Origin of the sequence: Nocardioides sediminis (genome assembly GCF_003047295.1) — a bacterium.
Classification (GTDB): Bacteria; Actinomycetota; Actinomycetes; order Propionibacteriales; family Nocardioidaceae; genus Nocardioides; species Nocardioides sediminis.
Genome location: NZ_PZYZ01000004.1, coordinates 277,047 through 294,017 on the forward strand (window position 1 = coordinate 277,047; position 16,971 = coordinate 294,017).

At 74.1% G+C, this 16,971-nt stretch carries 19 protein-coding genes; 11 read left to right on the top strand and 8 right to left on the bottom strand.

Annotated features, from left to right (window positions below; genetic code table 11):
- Window positions 1–27: 27 nt before the first annotated feature.
- Window positions 28–1,068 (top strand): LLM class flavin-dependent oxidoreductase, encoded by a 1,041-nt coding sequence (locus DAI17_RS12010; RefSeq protein WP_234412465.1) that lies wholly within the window; start codon window positions 28–30, stop codon window positions 1,066–1,068.
- A gap of 31 nt (window positions 1,069–1,099) precedes the next feature.
- Here the strand turns inward: DAI17_RS12010 and DAI17_RS12015 are convergent, their stop codons facing one another.
- The 5 genes from DAI17_RS12015 to DAI17_RS12035 form a co-directional block, all read right to left on the bottom strand.
- Complete coding sequence (locus DAI17_RS12015; RefSeq protein WP_107773185.1) at window positions 1,100–1,495, bottom strand: low affinity iron permease family protein; 396 nt, start codon at window positions 1,493–1,495, stop codon at window positions 1,100–1,102.
- A 62-nt stretch (window positions 1,496–1,557) separates the two neighbouring features.
- Window positions 1,558–3,969, bottom strand: coding sequence for an ABC transporter permease (locus tag DAI17_RS12020; protein ID WP_107773187.1), 2,412 nt, complete (start codon window positions 3,967–3,969; stop codon window positions 1,558–1,560).
- Window positions 3,969–4,733 (bottom strand): ABC transporter ATP-binding protein, encoded by a 765-nt coding sequence (locus DAI17_RS12025; protein ID WP_107773189.1) that lies wholly within the window; start codon window positions 4,731–4,733, stop codon window positions 3,969–3,971. The genes DAI17_RS12020 and DAI17_RS12025 overlap by 1 nt, the downstream gene beginning before the upstream one ends.
- A gap of 112 nt (window positions 4,734–4,845) precedes the next feature.
- Entirely contained in the window at window positions 4,846–5,523 is a 678-nt protein-coding gene (locus DAI17_RS12030; RefSeq protein WP_107773192.1) for a response regulator, read from the bottom strand.
- Window positions 5,520–6,701, bottom strand: coding sequence for a sensor histidine kinase (locus DAI17_RS12035; protein WP_107773194.1), 1,182 nt, complete (start codon window positions 6,699–6,701; stop codon window positions 5,520–5,522). The genes DAI17_RS12030 and DAI17_RS12035 overlap by 4 nt, the downstream gene beginning before the upstream one ends.
- Before the next feature lie 81 nt (window positions 6,702–6,782).
- Between DAI17_RS12035 and DAI17_RS21285 the strand changes: the two genes are divergently transcribed.
- The 5 genes from DAI17_RS21285 to DAI17_RS12055 are packed head-to-tail and all read left to right on the top strand — an operon-like array spanning window position 6,783 to window position 9,622.
- A complete protein-coding gene (locus DAI17_RS21285) occupies window positions 6,783–6,950 on the top strand; it encodes a hypothetical protein (RefSeq protein ID WP_199905084.1) in 168 nt (55 codons plus the stop codon).
- 1 nt (window position 6,951) lies between these two features.
- Window positions 6,952–7,413 carry a RidA family protein gene (locus DAI17_RS12040; RefSeq protein WP_107773196.1) on the top strand — a complete coding sequence of 154 codons (462 nt, stop codon included), beginning with the start codon at window positions 6,952–6,954 and terminating at the stop codon, window positions 7,411–7,413.
- A 2-nt stretch (window positions 7,414–7,415) separates the two neighbouring features.
- The gene (locus tag DAI17_RS12045) at window positions 7,416–8,264 is read left to right on the top strand and encodes an NUDIX hydrolase (protein WP_325049869.1); all 849 of its coding nucleotides are present in this window, start codon (window positions 7,416–7,418) and stop codon (window positions 8,262–8,264) included.
- The gene (locus DAI17_RS12050) at window positions 8,261–9,061 is read left to right on the top strand and encodes an MBL fold metallo-hydrolase (RefSeq protein WP_234412466.1); all 801 of its coding nucleotides are present in this window, start codon (window positions 8,261–8,263) and stop codon (window positions 9,059–9,061) included. The genes DAI17_RS12045 and DAI17_RS12050 overlap by 4 nt, the downstream gene beginning before the upstream one ends.
- 39 nt (window positions 9,062–9,100) lie before the next feature.
- Complete coding sequence (locus tag DAI17_RS12055; protein ID WP_107773198.1) at window positions 9,101–9,622, top strand: TIGR03086 family metal-binding protein; 522 nt, start codon at window positions 9,101–9,103, stop codon at window positions 9,620–9,622.
- 129 nt (window positions 9,623–9,751) lie between these two features.
- On the opposite strand, the gene DAI17_RS12060 is transcribed toward DAI17_RS12055, so the two are convergent.
- Together DAI17_RS12060 and DAI17_RS12065 are read right to left on the bottom strand one after the other, a co-directional pair.
- Window positions 9,752–10,789 carry an aminotransferase class V-fold PLP-dependent enzyme gene (locus DAI17_RS12060; RefSeq protein WP_234412467.1) on the bottom strand — a complete coding sequence of 346 codons (1,038 nt, stop codon included), beginning with the start codon at window positions 10,787–10,789 and terminating at the stop codon, window positions 9,752–9,754.
- A 16-nt stretch (window positions 10,790–10,805) separates the two neighbouring features.
- Window positions 10,806–11,483, bottom strand: coding sequence for a Crp/Fnr family transcriptional regulator (locus DAI17_RS12065; RefSeq protein WP_107773200.1), 678 nt, complete (start codon window positions 11,481–11,483; stop codon window positions 10,806–10,808).
- 166 nt (window positions 11,484–11,649) lie between these two features.
- Between DAI17_RS12065 and nth the strand changes: the two genes are divergently transcribed.
- The 4 genes from nth to DAI17_RS12085 are packed head-to-tail and all read left to right on the top strand — an operon-like array spanning window position 11,650 to window position 14,784.
- Window positions 11,650–12,378: an endonuclease III gene (gene nth / locus DAI17_RS12070; RefSeq protein ID WP_107773202.1), complete on the top strand. Its 729-nt coding sequence runs from the start codon at window positions 11,650–11,652 to the stop codon at window positions 12,376–12,378.
- Window positions 12,375–12,881 (top strand): TlpA family protein disulfide reductase, encoded by a 507-nt coding sequence (locus DAI17_RS12075; protein WP_159081502.1) that lies wholly within the window; start codon window positions 12,375–12,377, stop codon window positions 12,879–12,881. The genes nth and DAI17_RS12075 overlap by 4 nt, the downstream gene beginning before the upstream one ends.
- Window positions 12,878–13,603: an NUDIX hydrolase gene (locus DAI17_RS12080; protein WP_234412468.1), complete on the top strand. Its 726-nt coding sequence runs from the start codon at window positions 12,878–12,880 to the stop codon at window positions 13,601–13,603. The genes DAI17_RS12075 and DAI17_RS12080 overlap by 4 nt, the downstream gene beginning before the upstream one ends.
- 2 nt (window positions 13,604–13,605) lie before the next feature.
- The gene (locus tag DAI17_RS12085) at window positions 13,606–14,784 is read left to right on the top strand and encodes a MarP family serine protease (RefSeq protein WP_107773206.1); all 1,179 of its coding nucleotides are present in this window, start codon (window positions 13,606–13,608) and stop codon (window positions 14,782–14,784) included.
- Window positions 14,785–14,825: 41 nt separating this feature from the next.
- Here the strand turns inward: DAI17_RS12085 and DAI17_RS12090 are convergent, their stop codons facing one another.
- Window positions 14,826–15,224, bottom strand: a complete 399-nt coding sequence (locus DAI17_RS12090) for a phage holin family protein (RefSeq protein ID WP_107773208.1) — start codon at window positions 15,222–15,224, stop codon at window positions 14,826–14,828.
- A gap of 196 nt (window positions 15,225–15,420) precedes the next feature.
- On the opposite strand from DAI17_RS12090, the gene nhaA reads away from it, so the two are divergent.
- Window positions 15,421–16,842: a Na+/H+ antiporter NhaA gene (nhaA, locus tag DAI17_RS12095; RefSeq protein WP_107773209.1), complete on the top strand. Its 1,422-nt coding sequence runs from the start codon at window positions 15,421–15,423 to the stop codon at window positions 16,840–16,842.
- Window positions 16,843–16,971: the final 129 nt, after the last annotated feature.

Here is a 16,971-nt window from a genome sequence, read left to right on the forward strand (position 1 = left end):
GCCAGCGGTGGGCGACGTTGCCCAGAGGTGACCTTCCCAGCGCTCTCCGTCCTCGACCTCGTGCCCGTCCGCAGCGACCAGGCGACCGGCGACGCCCTCGCCGCCTCCCGCTCGCTGGCCCGCACCGCCGACGCGGTGGGCTACACGCGCTACTGGGTGGCCGAGCACCACAACATGCCGGCCGTCGCGGCCACCAACCCTCCGGTGCTGATCGCGATGCTGGCCTCGGCCACCGAGCGCATCCGGGTCGGCTCGGGCGGGGTGATGCTCCCCAACCACGAGCCGCTGGTGGTCGCCGAGCAGTTCGCCCTGCTGGAGGCGGCCTTCCCGGGCCGGATCGACCTCGGCATCGGACGGGCGCCGGGCACCGACCCGCTGACCCGCTACGTCCTGCGCGGCGGGTCGTCGGCCGCCGCCGACGACGCGGTCGCACGTTTCCCGGAGTACGTCGACGACATCATCACCCTGATGCACCCCGACGGCGTGGAGATGTCGGTCGGCGGCCGCCGCCAGCCGCTGCGCGCGACCCCGCGTTCGGCCTCCGTGCCCACGGTGTGGCTGCTCGGCTCCTCGGACTACTCCGCCCGGCTCGCGGCGTCGCGCGGCCTGCCCTACGTCTTCGCCCACCACTTCGCCGGGCAGGGTACGGCGGAGGCCATCGAGCTGTACCGCTCGTCGTACCAGCCCTCGGAGGAGCACCCGGAGCCGCGCACCTTCCTCACGGTCAACGCCGCAGTCGCGGCCACCGCGGAGGAGGCCCGCCGGCTCGCGCTGCCACAGGCGCAGCAGATGGTGGCGCTGCGCACCGGCGCCCCGCTCACCGCCCAGCGGCTGGTCGAGGAGGCGGAGGCGAGCCCGGTGGCCGAGGCGCACCAGGGGCTGGTCGAGGCGATGCTGCGGAGCTGGGTCGTGGACGAGCCGTCCTCCGCCCGTCGTCGTGTCGAGGAGCTCGCGACCGGGTTCGGCGTCGACGAGGTCATGGTCCACCCGGTGACGGGTGCGTTCGCCGGGACGGACGCCGCCTGCTCGCCGGCCCGGGAGGAGACGCTCCGCCTGCTGGCCGGGTGACGACTGCCCGCTCGCTCGTCGAGCGGACCTCTCAGTGGCGCTCCTCCAGCCCGACGGCGTCGCGGAGCCTGTCCGCGGCCTCGCGCAGGTCGGGGTCGTCCGCGGCGCGCGAGTCCATCAGCGCGGCGAGGGCCTCGGCAAGCACGTTGAGCTTCTCCTGCATGGCCTCGGTGTTGCGTCGACCGGCGTTCTCCAGCAGCACCAGCAGCAGCAGCGAGAGGACGGCGCCGAAGGTGTGGATCGCCAGCTCCCACTTCGTGGTGCTCTTCCAGAACGGGTAGCTCGCCGCCCAGATGACGACCACGGCCACGACGACGGCGAAGAACGGCGCCCGGCTGATCACCTTCGTCGACAGCTCGACGAACCGCTCGAAGGGGTCGAGCCCCTCCTTCTCCTCGCGGCTCCTCGCCGCATCCGTGCGCCTCATGCCCGGAATGTAGCCGCGTCGGGGGCGGTCGTCGCCCCCGACGCGGCCACCGGTGCCGTGCGTCAGTCCAGCGCCAGCCCGGCGGCGGGGGTCACCCGCGCCGCCCGTCGGGCCGGTACGACGCACGCCGCCAGGCCGGCGAGGGCGGAGACGGCCGCGACGGCGGCGACCTGGAACGCCGGGACGGTGATCCCGGCCCCGTCGACGACCTCGGCGACCATGACCTGGACCCCGACCCAGGCGAAGGCCAGCCCGAGCGCCGTGCCCAGGACGGTCGCCACCGCGGAGAGCAGCAGGCCCTCCACGGCCATCGCCCGCCGCAGCTGGGGCCGGGTCAGGCCCATCGCCCGCAGCAGGGCGTTCTCCCGGGCGCGCTCGAGGACCGAGAGCCCCAGGGTGTTGGCGATCCCGACCAGGGCGATCACCACCGAGATGGCCAGCAACCCCACGACCGCGCCGGTGAGCACGTCGACCTGCAGGTCCACCCACTCGCGGTCGGCGTAGCCGCCGTCCAGCCCGGCACCCGTCGCGCCGGCCAGCGCGGCCAGGTCGCCGGCCAGGTCCTCGGCGTCGGCTCCCGGGACGGCCCGCACCCACAGGGCCAGGGCACGCGGCGTCGGCTCCATCGACGCCAGCGTCGCGTCGGAGACGATCCCGGCCCGGCCCCAGCCGCTGCCCATCTCGACCTCCAGGGTGCGCTCGCGGCCGTCGACCACCACGGTCAGCTCGCGGTCCTCCCACACCCGCGTGGCGAGACGGCCGGGCAGCGCCTCCACCACGTCGTACGGCAGCACCACGACGCCGTCGCGGGGTGCCAGTCCGTGGGGGCCGCGCACCACGTCGGGTCGCGACCCGACGCCGAGGAGGGGGAGCCGCTCCCCGCCCACGGTGGCGAAGGTGCCCCGCAGCGCGGCGACGTCCGCCACTCCCTCGGTCGTGGCCACCCGGTCGGAGGTCTCCCGGTCGAGGGGTCGGTCGACCGCGGTGACGGTGGCGTCGAGCGGGTGGGACGCGTCCATCTCCGCCTCCAGCGCCGTCCTCGAGGAGGCCAGGCCGGTGAGGACGGCGACGGTCAGGGTGACCCCCACCAGCAGGGAGGCGACGGTGGTCGCCGTACGCCGCGGGTTGCGCACCGCGTTGCCCGTGGCGAGCCGGCGGACGGGTCCCGCACCGTGCAGGGCGCCGAGCAACCGGACCATGGCCGGGACGAGGACCGGCCCCAGGAGCAGCACGCCCAGGAACGCCAGGGTGCCGCCGGCGAGCATCGCCGGCAGGGCGTGGTGCGAGACGGCGGCGGCCAGCAGCATCGCTCCGCCCGCGAGCGACAGGCCGGCGAGGCCGAGCCGCCACCGGCCGGCCGCCGAGCGCACGTCGACGCCGGTGGCCGGGCGAAGGGCAGCGAGCGGGGCGACCCTGGTGGCGGACCTCGTCGGGAGCCAGGCCGCGGCGACCGTGACCAGCACGCCGACGACGAAGGCGCTGCCCACCCACGCGGGGTCGAGCGAGGCGGCGCCCATGTCGGCGAACCACCGGCGCACCAGCACCACGAGGCCCGCGCCGGTGGCCGCCCCGAGCAGCAGGCCGACGGCAGAGGCGGCCACACCGAGGACGAGCGCCTCGAGGCGCACCGCCCGGCGCAGCTGGCGCCGGGTGACGCCGACGCAGCGGAGCAGCGCGAAGTCGCGCGACCGCTGGGCGAAGAGGATGGCGAACGTGTTGGCGATGACCATCACGGCCACGAACAGCGCGATGGCCACGAAGAGCAGGGCCATGACCGCGATGACGTCCACGCCACGGGAGATCTCCGCCTGGCGGGCGGCCACCCAGGCCCGGGCGTCCTCGACCGCGGCGTGCCGGTCCAGGCTCCTCGCCAGCTCCGGCGTGCCGCCCCAGGCCAGGGTGTCCACCCAGAGGGTGTCCTCGAACCCGCGCAGCGTCTGCCAGGGCACGTAGAGCGAGGCACCCATGGCGACGGGGCTGTCGACGAGCCCGACGACCTCGACGTCGGTGGCCGCGGCCCCGGCCCCGACCTGCACCACGTCGCCCAGCTCGATCCCGGTCCCCTTGACGTCGTTGACGTCGGCCAGCGCCTCGTCGGACGACACGGGGAACCGCCCGTCCTCCAGCACCTGCCACCGCAGGGCAGGGTCGAGGGCGACCTCCGCGACGTCGACGGACGCGGCGAGCTGGACGCCGTCGCGCAGGACCGGTTCCGTCGCGTAGCCGAGCGCCAGTGCCGGGACGCCCCGCCGGTCGGCCTGGTCGCGCAGCCGCAGCGTCCGGTCGGGGGCGTCGGTGACCACGTGGTCGACGCCCGCGACGGGCGCGCCCACGTCGGCGGTCAGGCCGTCGCGCATCGCACCGGTGAGCACGCCGGTGGCCACCACGAAGGCCACACCGATGACGACCGCGACGGACGCGGCGACGTACCGGCGCGTGTGGTGCCGCAGCGACGCGAGCAGGACGCCCCGCATCAGGCGTTCCGCCCGCGCAGCGCCGGGACGAGCTCGTCCTGCGCGGGCTCGGTCAGGTGGGCGGTCACGAGGCCGTCGTGGATGACCACGACGTCGTCGGCGTACGCCGCGGCGTCGAGCTCGTGGGTCACCATCACCACGGTCATCCCGAGCTCGCGGACCGAACGCCGCAGGTGGCCCAGGACCTCGGCGCTGGCCTCGCTGTCCAGGTTGCCGGTCGGCTCGTCGGCGAACACGATGTCGGGCCGGGTGACCAGGGCACGGGCGATGGCGACCCGCTGCTGCTGTCCCCCCGAGAGCTGGCTGGGCAGGTGGCCGAGGCGGTTCGCCAGCCCCAGCACGCCGACCACCTCGTCGTAGCGGGCCCGGTCGACGGCCCGGCCGGCGAGCTCGAGCGGCAGCAGGATGTTCTGTCCGGCGGTCAGCATCGGCAGCAGGTTGAAGGCCTGGAAGACGAAGCCGACGTGCTCGCGGCGGAAGAGGGTCAGCGCCGTGTCGTCGAGACCGGCCAGGTCGAGACCGGCGACAGTGACCGAGCCGCCGGTGGCGGCGTCCAGCCCGGCGAGGCAGTGCATCAGCGTGGACTTGCCCGAGCCGGAGGGACCCATGATCGCGGTGAACCGGCCGGCGGGCAGGTCGAGGTCGATCCCGCGCAGGGCGTGGACCGCGCCGTCGCCCTCGCCGTAGGTGCGGGTGAGGCCGCGGGCGCTGGCGGCGGTGCCGGTGTGCGGGCTCGTGGTGGTGTCGAGGAGTGTCGTCGTCATGGCGCCAACGCTCGTCGCTGGCGACGCGCGGATCGTCGGCCCGGGGGACGGACCTCCCGTACGCCGCGGGTGCCACGCCGGCGGGCGGCGTACGACCTGGGGAGGAGGCGGCTCAGGTGGAGACGAGACCGGACTCGTAGCCGAGCACGACGAGCTGCACGCGGTCACGGGAGCCGGTCTTGGCCAGGATCCGGCCGACGTGGGTCTTGACCGTCGTCTCGGCGACCACGAGGTCGGTGGCGATCTCGGAGTTGCTGCGGCCGCGGGCCACGAGCGTGAGGACCTCGCGCTCGCGCTCGGTCAGCAGGTCCAGCCGGCCGTCGACGCCTGGCCGGGCTGCCGGGTCGGGGAGCGCGGCGAAGTGGTCGAGCAGACGGCGCGTGGTGCTGGGCGCCACGACGGAATCGCCCGCGTGCACGGAGCGGATCGCGCCCAGCAGGTCGGGCGGTGCGGCGTCCTTGAGCAGGAAGGCGGAGGCGCCGGCGCGGATGGCGGCGAAGGCGTACTCGTCGAGGTCGAACGTCGTCAGCACGATGACCCGGGGCGGCGTCGGCCCGGCCAGCAGTCGCCGGGTGGCCTCGACCCCGTCGAGGCGGGGCATCCGGACGTCCATCAGCACGACGTCGGCCGCGGTGACCGCGAGTCGCTGCAGCGCCTCACCGCCGTCGCCGGCCTCGCCCACCACCACCATGTCGTCCTGGCTCTCCACCAGCATCCTGAAGCCCGCCCGCACCATCTGCTGGTCGTCGACCAGGAACACCCGCACCGGTCCGCCGTCCGTCGCCCTCATCGCGCCCCCTCCCGCACCGATCGCACCGACAGGGGCAGCCTCGCAGAGACCGCGAACCCGCCGCCGGGGGCGGGGCCCGCCTCGAGGGTGCCGCCGTGGACCGTGGCCCGCTCGCGCATCCCCACCAGGCCGAGCCCGCGGCCGTCCGTGGCCGCCGCGGCCCCGCGCCCGTCGTCGCTCACCTCCACGCGGACGTCGGGACCGACGGCGACCCGCAGCCCCACCGTGGCGCCCGGACCGGCGTGCTTGCGGACGTTGGTGAGGGCCTCCTGCACGATCCGGTAGGCCGCGAGGCCGATGCCGTCCGGGACCTCGGGCACCGGGTCCGGCAGGTCGGCCTCCACGCGGGTGCCGGCCGCGCGTGCCTCGTCGACGAGGTGGCGTACGTCGCCCAGCCCCGGCTGCGGGGCGACCCCCGTGTCGCCGTCGCGCAGCAGGCCGAGGAGGCGGCGCATCTCGGTCAGCGACTCGCGACCGGTGGTGGCGATGGTCGCCAGGGTCCCGACGGCGACGTCGGGGTCCTTCGCCGCGGCGTAGCGTGCGCCGTCGGCCTGGACCACGATCACCGACAGTCCGTGGGCGACGACGTCGTGCATCTCCCGGGCGATCCGGGCGCGCTCGTCGCGGGCCGCGAGCTCGACCTCACGCTCGGCCATCCGCTCGGCCTGCTCGGCGCGTTCCACCAGCCCCGCGACGTACCTCTCCCGCTGCTGGGCGGCGAAGCCCAGCGCCCAGGCGGCGGTCACGATCGCGGAGATCGTGACGAGGTACGGGGCGAGCCCACCGAGGGTGACCCCGTAGGCGGTGTAGCCGGTGAGCCATCCCCAGGATGCGACGATCGCGCCGGCGTAGCCCACCAGCAGGGCGCTCACACCCTGCCAGCGCGGCCGCCATCGAGCCACCGAGTACACAGCGACGGGGAAGGCGACCTGGCCGATGACAGGCTCCTGCAGCAGGACGGCCTGCGCGGCACTGGCGAGCGCCACCGCGACGAAGACGCTGCTCGCGTGCCGGCGCCGCCAGTAGAGGGGCGCGACCTCGGCGATCGTGAGCAGCGCCGCCAGCGGGCGTCCCGCTGCCGCGTGGCCGAGGCCGCCGAGGACGAGCAGACCACCGGTCAGCAGCACGTCGAACCACCACCGGCCGCGCGCGCCGAGCCGCCAGGGGTGCGAGTCCATGGTGCGGACCCTAGACGGCCGCGGGGACGGGCGCGTCAGCCCGCGGGAGGACCCGAGTCCTCCCCGAGTAGGGTGCGAGCCATGACGCAGAACACGACGACCTGGGAGTACCAGGTGGCGCCGATCCCGCTCCACAACGAGGCGCTCATGCTCAACAACTTCGGCCAGGACGGGTGGGAGCTCGTGGCGATCCACACCAACGCCCAGGGCGGGCTGGTCGCCTTCCTCAAGCGCCCCAAGGCGGCCTGACGTGGGCGCGGAGGCACGGCTCGCCGAGCTGGGCATCACCGTCCCCGAGGTGGTCCCCCCGGTCGCCGCCTACCAGCCCACCGCGCGCACCGGGAACCTCGTCTTCACCGCCGGCCAGCTGCCGGCCCGTGACGGCGAGATGATCGCCGTCGGCAAGGTGGGCGGCGAGGTCAGCGAGGAGCAGGGCTACGAGTGCGCCCGCCAGTGCGCGCTCAACGCGCTCGCCGCCGTCAAGGCCGAGATCGGGTCCCTCGACCGTGTCGTGCGCATCGTCAAGGCCGTCGTCTTCGTCGCCTCCACCCCCGACTTCACCGCCCAGCCCAAGGTCGCCAACGGCGCCTCCGAGCTGCTGGGCGAGGTGTTCGGCGACGCCGGCAAGCACGCCCGCTCCGCCGTCGGCGTGTCCGTCCTGCCGCTCGACGTGCCGGTCGAGGTCGAGCTGGTCGTGGAGATCGAGTCCTGACCGTGGACCGCATCCCGCTGCCGCAGGCCCTCGTCGACCAGGCGCGCTCCTTCGAGTCGGGCGAGGCCGTGCCCGCCGAGCCGCGGCACGCCGCGACGGTGGTGCTGCTGCGGGACGGCGGCGCGGGTCCCGAGCTCTACCTCCTGCGACGTCAGGCCTCGATGGCGTTCGCCGGAGGGATGTGCGTCTTCCCCGGCGGCGGGGTCGACCCCCGTGACCACGACTCGTCGGTGGCGTGGGCGGGTCCGTCGCCCGCCGAGTGGGCCGAGCGGTTGGGATGCGAGGAGTCCCTGGCCCGGGCGCTGGTGTGCGCCGCGGTCCGCGAGACCTTCGAGGAGTCCGGGGTGCTGCTCGCCGGGCCGTCGCCGGACTCCGTCGTCTCGGACACGACCGACGACGGCTGGGAGGCCGACCGGGTCGCGCTCGAGTCGCGTGAGCTGTCGATGACCGACTTCCTGCTCCGCCGCGGGCTGGTGCTGCGCACCGACCTGCTGGGCGCGTGGTCGGGCTGGCTCACCCCGATCTTCGAGCCGCGGCGCTACGAGACGTGGTTCTTCGTCGCCGTGCTGCCCGAGGGGCAGGTGACCCGCGACGTGTCCACGGAGTCGGCGTCGGTGCACTGGACGCCGGCCATCGCGGCCGTCGAGGCGGTCGAGGCCCGCGAGATCCTGATGCTCCCCCCGACCTACCTCACCTGCCTCGACGTCGCCCAGCACCCGACCCCGGACCACGTGCTGGCCGAGGCCGCCGGGCGCACCGTCGAGATGTTCACGCCGCAGGTCGTGTCGTCCGGGGACGAGTTCGTCCTCTCGATGCCGGAGCGGTACCGGCCCCTGGTGGCCTCGCGGTGAGCTGGACGGGCGGGTCGTTCGGCGCCTCGGGGACCTGCGTGCTCGCCCCCAACGCCGACGTGATGACCCTCGACGGCACCAACACGTGGGTGCTCTCGTCCGGCGAGCGCTCGCTGGTCGTCGACCCGGGTCCCGAGATCGAGTCGCACCTCGACGCGGTCTCCGCGGTCGGCCGGGACGTCGTCGGCGTGCTGCTGACGCACCACCACGCCGACCACTCCGAGGCGGCCCGCACGTTCGCGCAGCGGCACGGCTGCGGCGTACGGGCGCTCGACCCGGCCTACCGGCTGGGATCGGAGGGCCTCGGTGAGGGCGACGTCGTCACCGTCGGCGACCTCGAGGTCCACGTCGTGGCGACCCCCGGGCACACCGCCGACTCGCTGTCCTTCGTGGTGCCGTCGGAGTCCGCGGTGCTGACCGGCGACACCGTGCTCGGCCGCGGCACCACCGTCGTGGCCCACCCCGACGGCGAGCTGGGCGCCTACCTGGACTCCCTCGACCGGCTGCACGCGCTGTGCTCGGCGCAGGGCATCACCTCGGTGTGGCCCGGGCACGGCCCGGTCATCGACGACGCGCTCGGTGCCCTCGACTTCTACCTCGCGCACCGCCGCGAGCGGCTCGGGCAGGTCCGGGACGCGTTGCGCGACCTGCACGCCATCGAGCGGGAGGGCGGGTCGTTCCCGCACGAGACCCTGCCGCGCGCGATCGTGGAGATCGTGTACGCCGACGTCGACCCGGTCCTGTGGGGCGCGGCCGAGCTGTCGGTGCGGGCGCAGCTGGCCTACCTCGCGCGCTGACCCTCGACTCCGGGGGGCCGCCGTCCTAGCGTGGCCGGCATGACCTCCGACGCCGTGACCACCCTCTCCGCGGCCCTCGACCAGGCCGGCGGGCTGCTGGCGCTCGTGGCTCCGTCGGACCTCGACCGCCCGACGCCGTGCGACGGCTGGACCGTGCGCGAGCTGGGAGACCACCTGGCCGCCTCGCCCGGCCGGTTCCTCGAGATGGCGCGCGGCGGCTCCGTCGACTGGGGCGCCGGCTCGGGGATCCCGCAGGACCGCTGGGCCACGCAGTTCCGGGCGGACGCCGCGGCACTCCTCGCGCACTGGGAGTCCCAGGACGACGCGGGCGGGGCCGACTTCACAATCGCCGAGCTCGCGGTGCACTCCTGGGACCTCGCGCAGGCGGTCGACCCGGGCCGCTCGCTCGACGACACGGTCGCCGAGCGGGCACTGGCCGTGATGCGGCAGGGCCTGACCCCGGAGAACCGTGCCGGCGTCTTCGCGCCGGAGGTGCCCGTGGCCGACGACGCGTCGGTGCACGACCGGCTGGCGGCCTGGGCGGGGCGCACGCCGCGCTGAGGCGTCGTACGAGCTGTCTCGGGGGCGTCTGAGCGGACGTCCGACGGAGCGGCGACCGGCTCGTCGGACGCAGAGCGGGACGTCCGACGAGGCGGCTGCTCCGGCGACCGGGGTGTCGGACGTCCCGGACTACGTCTGACGGTCAGCCAGGGCGCGCAGGACCGCCTCGACGTCGGCGTCGGAGTTGTAGAGGTGGAACGAGAGCCGCAGCCGCCCGGCCCGGACGGCAGCCCGGATGCCCGCCGCGGCGAGCCGCTCGGGCGCGTCGGGCGGGCAGCGCACCGACACGATCGCGGAGTCGCCGGCAGGCAGGCCGATGCCCTCGCGGAAGGCGTCGGCCAGGGCCAGGTCGTGGGCGTGGATCCGGTCGACGCCGACCTCGAGCAGCAGGTCGAGCGCGGGCGCGTGGCCGACCCAGCAACCCCAGGCGGGGGAGAGGTCGAACCGGCGGGCGTCGGGCGCCAGCCGCAGCGGCGGGCCGTAGATGGAGTCCCAGCGCGAGGCCCCGGCGTACCAGCCCGCGGCCAGCGTCGGCACCTCGTCGCGCAGCCCGGCTCCCACGGAGAGGAAGCAGGTGCCGCGGGGGCCGAGCAGCCACTTGTAGCCACCGGCCACGACGTAGTCGGCGACGAGCCCCTCGAGGGGGAGCCACCCGGCGGCCTGGGTGACGTCGACGAGCGTCCGGACGTCGTGCCGCGCCGCCGCCTCGGCGAGGCCGTCGAGGTCGAGCACGCGACCGTCGGAGGACTGCACGGCCGAGACGGCGACCAGGTCGACCTCGTCGGAGATCGCGTCGAGGAGTCCGTCCAACGGCACGAGGCGTACGTCGAGCCCGGGCGTGCGCAGGAACGGGAAGAGGACCGAGGTGAAGTCCTCCTCCGCGGCGAGCACGACCGAGCCGGCGGGGAGGGACGCCGCGACGAGCCCCACGAACTGCGAGGTCTGGCTGCCGGTGGCCACGTCGTCCGGGGACCTGCCGAGCATCGCGGCGAACGCGGCGCGACCGCGCTCGACGTACGCGTCGACCGACACGGCGTCGACCTCACCGGCGGCCCGCGCCTCCTCGAAGGCGCACATGGCCTCGAGGCTGCGCCGCGGGGCGAGGCCGAGGGTCGCGGAGTTGAGGAAGGCCCCCGCAGGAGCGAACTCCTCGGGGGCCAGGCTCACGCGCGGCGGGATGGGACTACCGGGCGCGGCGCGAGAGGCGCTCGACGTCCATGATCACGACCGAGCGCGGCTCGAGGCGGACCCATCCGCGCGAGGCGAAGTCGGCCAGCGCCTTGTTGACGGTCTCCCGGGAGGCGCCGACGAGCTGGGCCAGCTCCTCCTGGGTGAGGTCGTGGTGGACGTGCACGCCGTCGTCGGCCGTGCGGCCGAAGCGGTCGGCGAGGTCGAGGAGCGCCTTGGCGACCCGGCCGGGGACGTCGGAGAACACGAGGTCGGCGACGACGTCGTTGGACTTGCGCAGCCGGGCGGCGAGCTGGGACAGCAGGCCGCGCGCGACGATCGGACGGCCGTCGAGCCAGCGCAGCAGGTCCTCGTGGGAGAGCGAGGCGAAGGTCGCGTCCGTGACCGCGGTGACGGTCGCGGACCGCGGCCCCGGGTCGAAGAGGGAGAGCTCACCGAACATCTGCCCGGGACCCATGATCGCCAGCAGGTTCTCGCGACCGTCGGAGGACGAGCGGCCGAGCTTCACCTTGCCGTCGAGCACGATGTAGAGCTTGTCGCCCGAGTCTCCCTCGTGGAAGAGCACGTCGCCGCGGCGGAGCTTGGTCTCGGCCATCGAGCCGCGCAGCGCCGTCGCCGCCTCGTCGTCGAGCGCGCTGAAGAGCGGTGCCTGACGAAGTACGTCGTTGTCCACGAAGGTCCCTCCCGTGGTTCCGGCCGCCCATCGGGCCGCCCTGGTGGTTGCGCTGATCCTAGCCGTGGTCTGCATCACAGGTGACAGCGACGCCACCGGCGGGGCCGATCCGTGGCCCGCCTCACGCCGGCAGGGCGGTGTCGGAGGTGGCCCGTAGTCTGTCCGCGTGCCCGCCAGCGCCTCCTCGACCGCCCCCGCCCCCCGTCCCGACACGGCCCTGGTCCGGCGCGCCCGCAAGATCGACCGGGTGCTGGCGCAGACCTACCCCGACGCCCGGTGCGAGCTCGACTTCGACACCCCGTTCGAACTGCTCGTCGTCACCGTCCTGAGCGCCCAGACCACCGACCGCCGGGTCAACGCCGTCCGCCCGACGCTCTTCGCGGCCTACCCGAACGCGACGGCGATGGCCGCCGCGCCCCGCGAGCACCTCGAGGAGATCGTCGGGCCCCTCGGCTTCTTCCGCGCCAAGACCGACGCGCTGCTCAAGCTCAGCCAGGCCCTCGTCGAGCGCTACGACGGCGAGGTGCCCGGACGCCTCGAGGACCTCGTCACCCTGCCGGGCGTGGGCCGCAAGACCGCCCACGTCGTGCTGGGCAACGCCTTCGGTGTCCCGGGCATCACCGTCGACACCCACTTCGGCCGGCTCGTCCGCCGCTTCGGCTGGACCGAGGAGACCGACCCGGTCAAGGTCGAGCACGCCGTCGCGGCGCTGTTCCCCAAGCGCGACTGGACGATGCTCTCCCACCACGTCATCTGGCACGGCCGCCGCCGCTGCCACGCCAAGAAGCCGGCGTGCGGCGCGTGCCCGCTCGCCCGCCTCTGCCCGTCGTACGGCACCGGTCCGATCGACCCCGACGAGGCGGAGAAGCTGGTCAGGACCCAGGGGCCCGCGTGATCCGTTCCGTCCTGCTCGCGCTCGTCGTCGTCCTCGCGCTCACCTCCTGCTCCGCCGACGAGCCGGAGCGACCCACCACGCTTCCCGACGTCACCCTGGCGGGCTTCGACGGCGGCGAGGCCGTCGACCTCGGCGAGCTCCGGGGCCCCGCGCTGGTCAACCTGTGGGCCAGCTGGTGCGGACCCTGCCGCGAGGAGATGCCGCTGCTCGAGGAGTTCCACCAGACGTACGGCGACGAGGTCGCCGTGCTGGGCATCGACTACCAGGACCAGCAGACGGCCAAGGCGGCCCAGCTGGTCGCGGACTCCGGGGTCACCTACCCGCTCGTGGCGGACCCGGCGGGCGCGATCAACGGCAAGGGTGCGTTCCCCAACCTCCGCGGGCTGCCGTTCTGGGCGCTGGTCGACGCGGAGGGCACCGTCACCCACCTCAAGGCCGGCGAGGTCGACTCGGTCGACGAGATCGTGACGATGGCGCAGGAGCACCTCGGGGTGAGCCTGTGAGCGACCCCGTGACCGCGAGCGACGCGCTGCCCGACTGGCTGCGACCGGTCGTCGAGGCCTGCGCGGCGATCACCGTGGACGAGCTCACCCGGTTCGCGCCCCCCGAGGGCGGCGCCGCGCGACGTGGGGCGGTGCTGATGCTCTTCGCCGACACGGACGCCGACGGGGAGGGCGAGATCCTGCTCACCGAGCGGGCCCACCACATGCGCTCCCACCCGGGGCAGGTCTCCTTCCCCGGCGGCACGATCGACCCGGGCGAGACCCCGGTCGAGGCGGCTCTGCGCGAGGCCGAGGAGGAGATCGCCCTCGACCCGACCTCGATCGAGGTCTTCGGGGAGCTGCCCGAGCTCTGGCTGCCGCCCAGCAACTTCGCCGTCACCCCCGTGCTGGGCTGGTGGCGCGAGCGCGGAGAGGTCGGCATCGCCAGTCCCGACGAGGTCCACGAGATCCACCACGTCCCGATCAGCGAGCTGCTCGACCCCCGGCACCGCATCAGCGTGCGCCACCCCAGCGGCTGGCTCGGTCCGGGCTTCCTCATCGGGCCCGAGCGCGACGTGATCCTGTGGGGCTTCACGGCCGGGATCATCGCCCGCCTCTTCGACTTCCTCGATTGGTCGACCCCCTGGGACGCCGACCGGGTGCGTGACCTGCCGTCGTACATGCTGCAGGGTGATCCCACACCGGGGCAGGACCTCCGGCACCACACCAGACCGGGGGAGTGAGCATGAACGTCCTCGACTGGTGCCTGGTCGCACTGGTGGGCATCTACGCGCTGTCGGGCTACTGGCAGGGCTTCGTCACCGGCGCCTTCGCCACCGCGGGGCTGCTGCTCGGCGGACTCTTCGGCGTGTGGCTGGCGCCGATCGCGCTCGGCGACGCCGAGCCCTCGCTGTGGGTCTCGCTCGGCGCGCTGTTCATCGTGATCCTCGCGGCGTCGCTGGGGCAGGCGCTGCTGCAGTACGCCGGCGCGCGCATCCGCTCACGCATCCGCTGGCAGCCGGTCCGGGCCTTGGACGCCGTCGGCGGGGCCGCCCTCAGCGCGGCCGCCGTGCTGGTCGTCGCCTGGGCGCTCGGGGTGGCGGTCTCCGGATCGCAGATCGGTGCGATCACCCCGACCGTGCGCGAGTCGACCGTGCTGGCCAAGGTCGACTCCGTGCTGCCGGGGCAGGCCGCCGGTGTCCTGCAGGCCTTCAACAACGTGGTGGGGACGACGTTCTTCCCGCGCTACCTCGAGCCCTTCGCACCCGAGCGCATCGTCGAGGTCAAGGCAGGCCCGCGCCGGCTGCTCACCGACCCGGACGTGGTCGACGCGCAGAGCAGCGTGCTCAAGGTACGCGGCACCAACGCGTGCGGCAGCGGCCTGGAGGGCACCGGCTTCCTCTACTCCGACGGCCGGCTGATGACCAACGCCCACGTCGTCGCCGGGGTGCGGCAGCCCGAGGTCGAGCTCGGCGACGGCACCAGCGTGACCGCGACCGTCGTGCACTACGACCCCGACATCGACGTGGCCGTGCTGGCCCTCGACGACGGCGACCTGCCCTCCCTCGCCTTCGACCGCGACGCCGGGCCCCAGGACGGCGTGGCCATCGTGGGCTACCCGCAGGACGGTCCCTACGACGTGCAGGCGGGCCGGATCCGGTCCGAGCAGCGGCTCCGCTCCCCGGACATCTACGGCGAGGGCGCGGTGATCCGCGAGGTGTTCTCCCTGCGGGGCCTCGTCCGGGCCGGCAACTCCGGCGGTCCGATCCTGTCCTCGGGGGGTGACGTGGTCGGGCTGGTGTTCGCCGCCTCGGTCACCGACCGCGACACCGGCTACGCCCTGACCGCCGACCAGGTGGCGGAGTCGGCGGCGCGCGGGCTGACGGCCGAGGAGGCCGTCGGCACCGGGGCCTGCACCGGCTGAGCCGCCGTCAGGCGGTCCTCAGGCGGTTGTCGGGTCCTGCGTCAGGCCCGGCCCTTGAGGGCGGAGGGGATCTCCTTGCCCTGGTTGATCGCCCGCTCCGGCGCCTTGACCTGCTTGACCTGCCGCACGCCGATGAAGGCCAGCAGGGCGGCCACGAGGACGTAGAAGCCGAAGACGATCAGGAAGCACCACGCCAGGTCGAGCCCGGTCATGTTGATGAAGTAGGCGATCGCGACCGAGAGCATGATGATCGCCAGCACGGCGATGAAGGCCGCCCCGGCGAAGAGCCCGATCCCGGTGCCGCCGTGCTTGACGCTGACCTTGAGCTCGGACTTGGCCAGCTGGATCTCCTTGGAGATCAGCGTGGAGATGTCGCGGCTGGCGTCGACGACGAGGCCGCCGATCGTGGGATCGGTGTCCTTGACCGGGGTGGTGGCCATGTGGGTTTCCTTCGCGGGGTACGACGCTTCTCTGACGGTCGTGACCCTACACAAGGCGGCCGACGTCACCGGCCACCGATAGGATCGCCGGAGGTGAGCCGGGAAGTCTGGTCGGCCCGCGTCCAGCAGGTCGCGGAGTGACCCGACAGCGACCCCGAAAGGCCGCGTGCCGATGCCAAGCGACAAGCCCAGTGACATGGACAGCAACCCCCATGAGCACCCCGAGCTGCCCGACGACGACGTCTGGCGGTCCGGACCGACCTACCTCGCCAGCAACAAGCCGCTCGCCCGGCTCGTCGCCCGCCCGGTGCGCGAGTTCCTCCGCATCGAGGCCGCGGGCTCCATCCTGCTGCTGCTCGCGGCCACCGCGGCGCTGATCTGGGCCAACAGCCCGTGGGCGTCGTCGTACGACTCGTTCTGGCACACCGAGGTCGCCATCGACCTCGGCAGCTTCCGGCTCGAGGAGACGCTGCAGCACTGGGTCAACGACGCCTTGATGGTGATCTTCTTCTTCGTCGTCGGCCTGGAGATCAAGTACGAGATCGTCTCCGGTGACCTGCGCGACCCCAAGACCGCGGCCCTGCCCATCGTCGCGGCGATCGGCGGCATGCTGGTGCCGGCCGGGATCTACCTCCTGATCGCCGGGAGCGGGGAGGCGAGCGCCGGGTGGGGCATCCCCATGGCCACCGACATCGCCTTCGCCGTGGGTGTGCTGGGTCTGCTCGGGCGCCGGATCCCGTCCGCGGCCCGGCTCTTCCTGCTGACCCTCGCCATCGTCGACGACATCGGCGCGATCATCGTGATCGCCGTCTTCTACACCGAGGACCTCCACCTGGAGTGGCTCGGCCTCGCGGTCCTGCTCCTGGCGGTGATGATCGCGCTGCGGGTGCTGCGCGTGTGGTCGCTGTGGGTCTACGCCGTGCTCGGCTTCCTCACGTGGTTCGCGATGCTCGAGTCGGGCGTCCACGCCACCCTCGCCGGCGTGGCGATCGGCCTGATCACGCCCGCCGTCCCGCTGCTGCGCGAGGACGTCGCCCGGGGCTACGCGCAGCGTGCCCTCAACGACCGGCACCTCGACTCCGAGGAGCTCAGCCGGCTGCGGTTCCTGCTGGGCGAGTCGGTCCCCGTCGTCGAACGGCTCCAGACCGCCCTGCACCCGCTCTCGTCGTACGTCGTGCTGCCGATCTTCGCGCTCGCCAACGCCGGCGTGCCGCTCGGTGGCGGTGCGCTCGGCGACGCCATGACGTCGGCCGTGGGGCTCGGGATCGCGGCGGGCCTCGTGGTGGGCAAGCCGCTCGGCATCGTCGTGGCCTGCTTCATCGCCATACGCCTGGGGCTGGGCCGGCTGCCCGACCGCACCACCTGGCCGATGGTCGCCGGGCTCGGCTCGGTGGCGGGCATCGGCTTCACCGTGTCCATCTTCATCGCCGGCCTCTCGTTCCCCGGCTCGGAGGTCCTCACGGGCGAGGCGAAGGTCGGCATCCTCGTCGCCTCGCTGGTGGCCGCGGTCGTCGGCACCGTCGTGCTGCTCGCGGCCGCCCGCGAGCAGGACCCGGAGCCGGAGCCCGCCGAGGAGGCCGCGGTCCCGTCCGGGTCCCCCGGGGCCGGCGGGTCCTGACGCACCCCGCGCCCCGGGTAGTTTGGGACGATCTCGTAGGCGAGACCGCGGGTCGGCCAACGATTTCGTCCCAAACTAGCCAGCGCGGGCGGGGTAGTCCGGGACGAACGGACCCCGGAATCGGCTCCT

Coding starts and splice junctions, on each gene's coding strand:
- DAI17_RS12015 (WP_107773185.1), bottom strand. CDS start 1,495: ATGAGGCGCACGGATGCGGCGAGGAGCCGCGAGGAGAAGGAGGGGCTC.
- DAI17_RS12020 (WP_107773187.1), bottom strand. CDS start 3,969: ATGCGGGGCGTCCTGCTCGCGTCGCTGCGGCACCACACGCGCCGGTAC.
- DAI17_RS12025 (WP_107773189.1), bottom strand. CDS start 4,733: ATGACGACGACACTCCTCGACACCACCACGAGCCCGCACACCGGCACC.
- DAI17_RS12030 (WP_107773192.1), bottom strand. CDS start 5,523: ATGAGGGCGACGGACGGCGGACCGGTGCGGGTGTTCCTGGTCGACGAC.
- DAI17_RS12035 (WP_107773194.1), bottom strand. CDS start 6,701: ATGGACTCGCACCCCTGGCGGCTCGGCGCGCGCGGCCGGTGGTGGTTC.
- DAI17_RS21285 (WP_199905084.1), top strand. CDS start 6,783: ATGACGCAGAACACGACGACCTGGGAGTACCAGGTGGCGCCGATCCCG.
- DAI17_RS12055 (WP_107773198.1), top strand. CDS start 9,101: ATGACCTCCGACGCCGTGACCACCCTCTCCGCGGCCCTCGACCAGGCC.
- DAI17_RS12085 (WP_107773206.1), top strand. CDS start 13,606: ATGAACGTCCTCGACTGGTGCCTGGTCGCACTGGTGGGCATCTACGCG.
- DAI17_RS12090 (WP_107773208.1), bottom strand. CDS start 15,224: ATGGCCACCACCCCGGTCAAGGACACCGATCCCACGATCGGCGGCCTC.
- nhaA (WP_107773209.1), top strand. CDS start 15,421: ATGGACAGCAACCCCCATGAGCACCCCGAGCTGCCCGACGACGACGTC.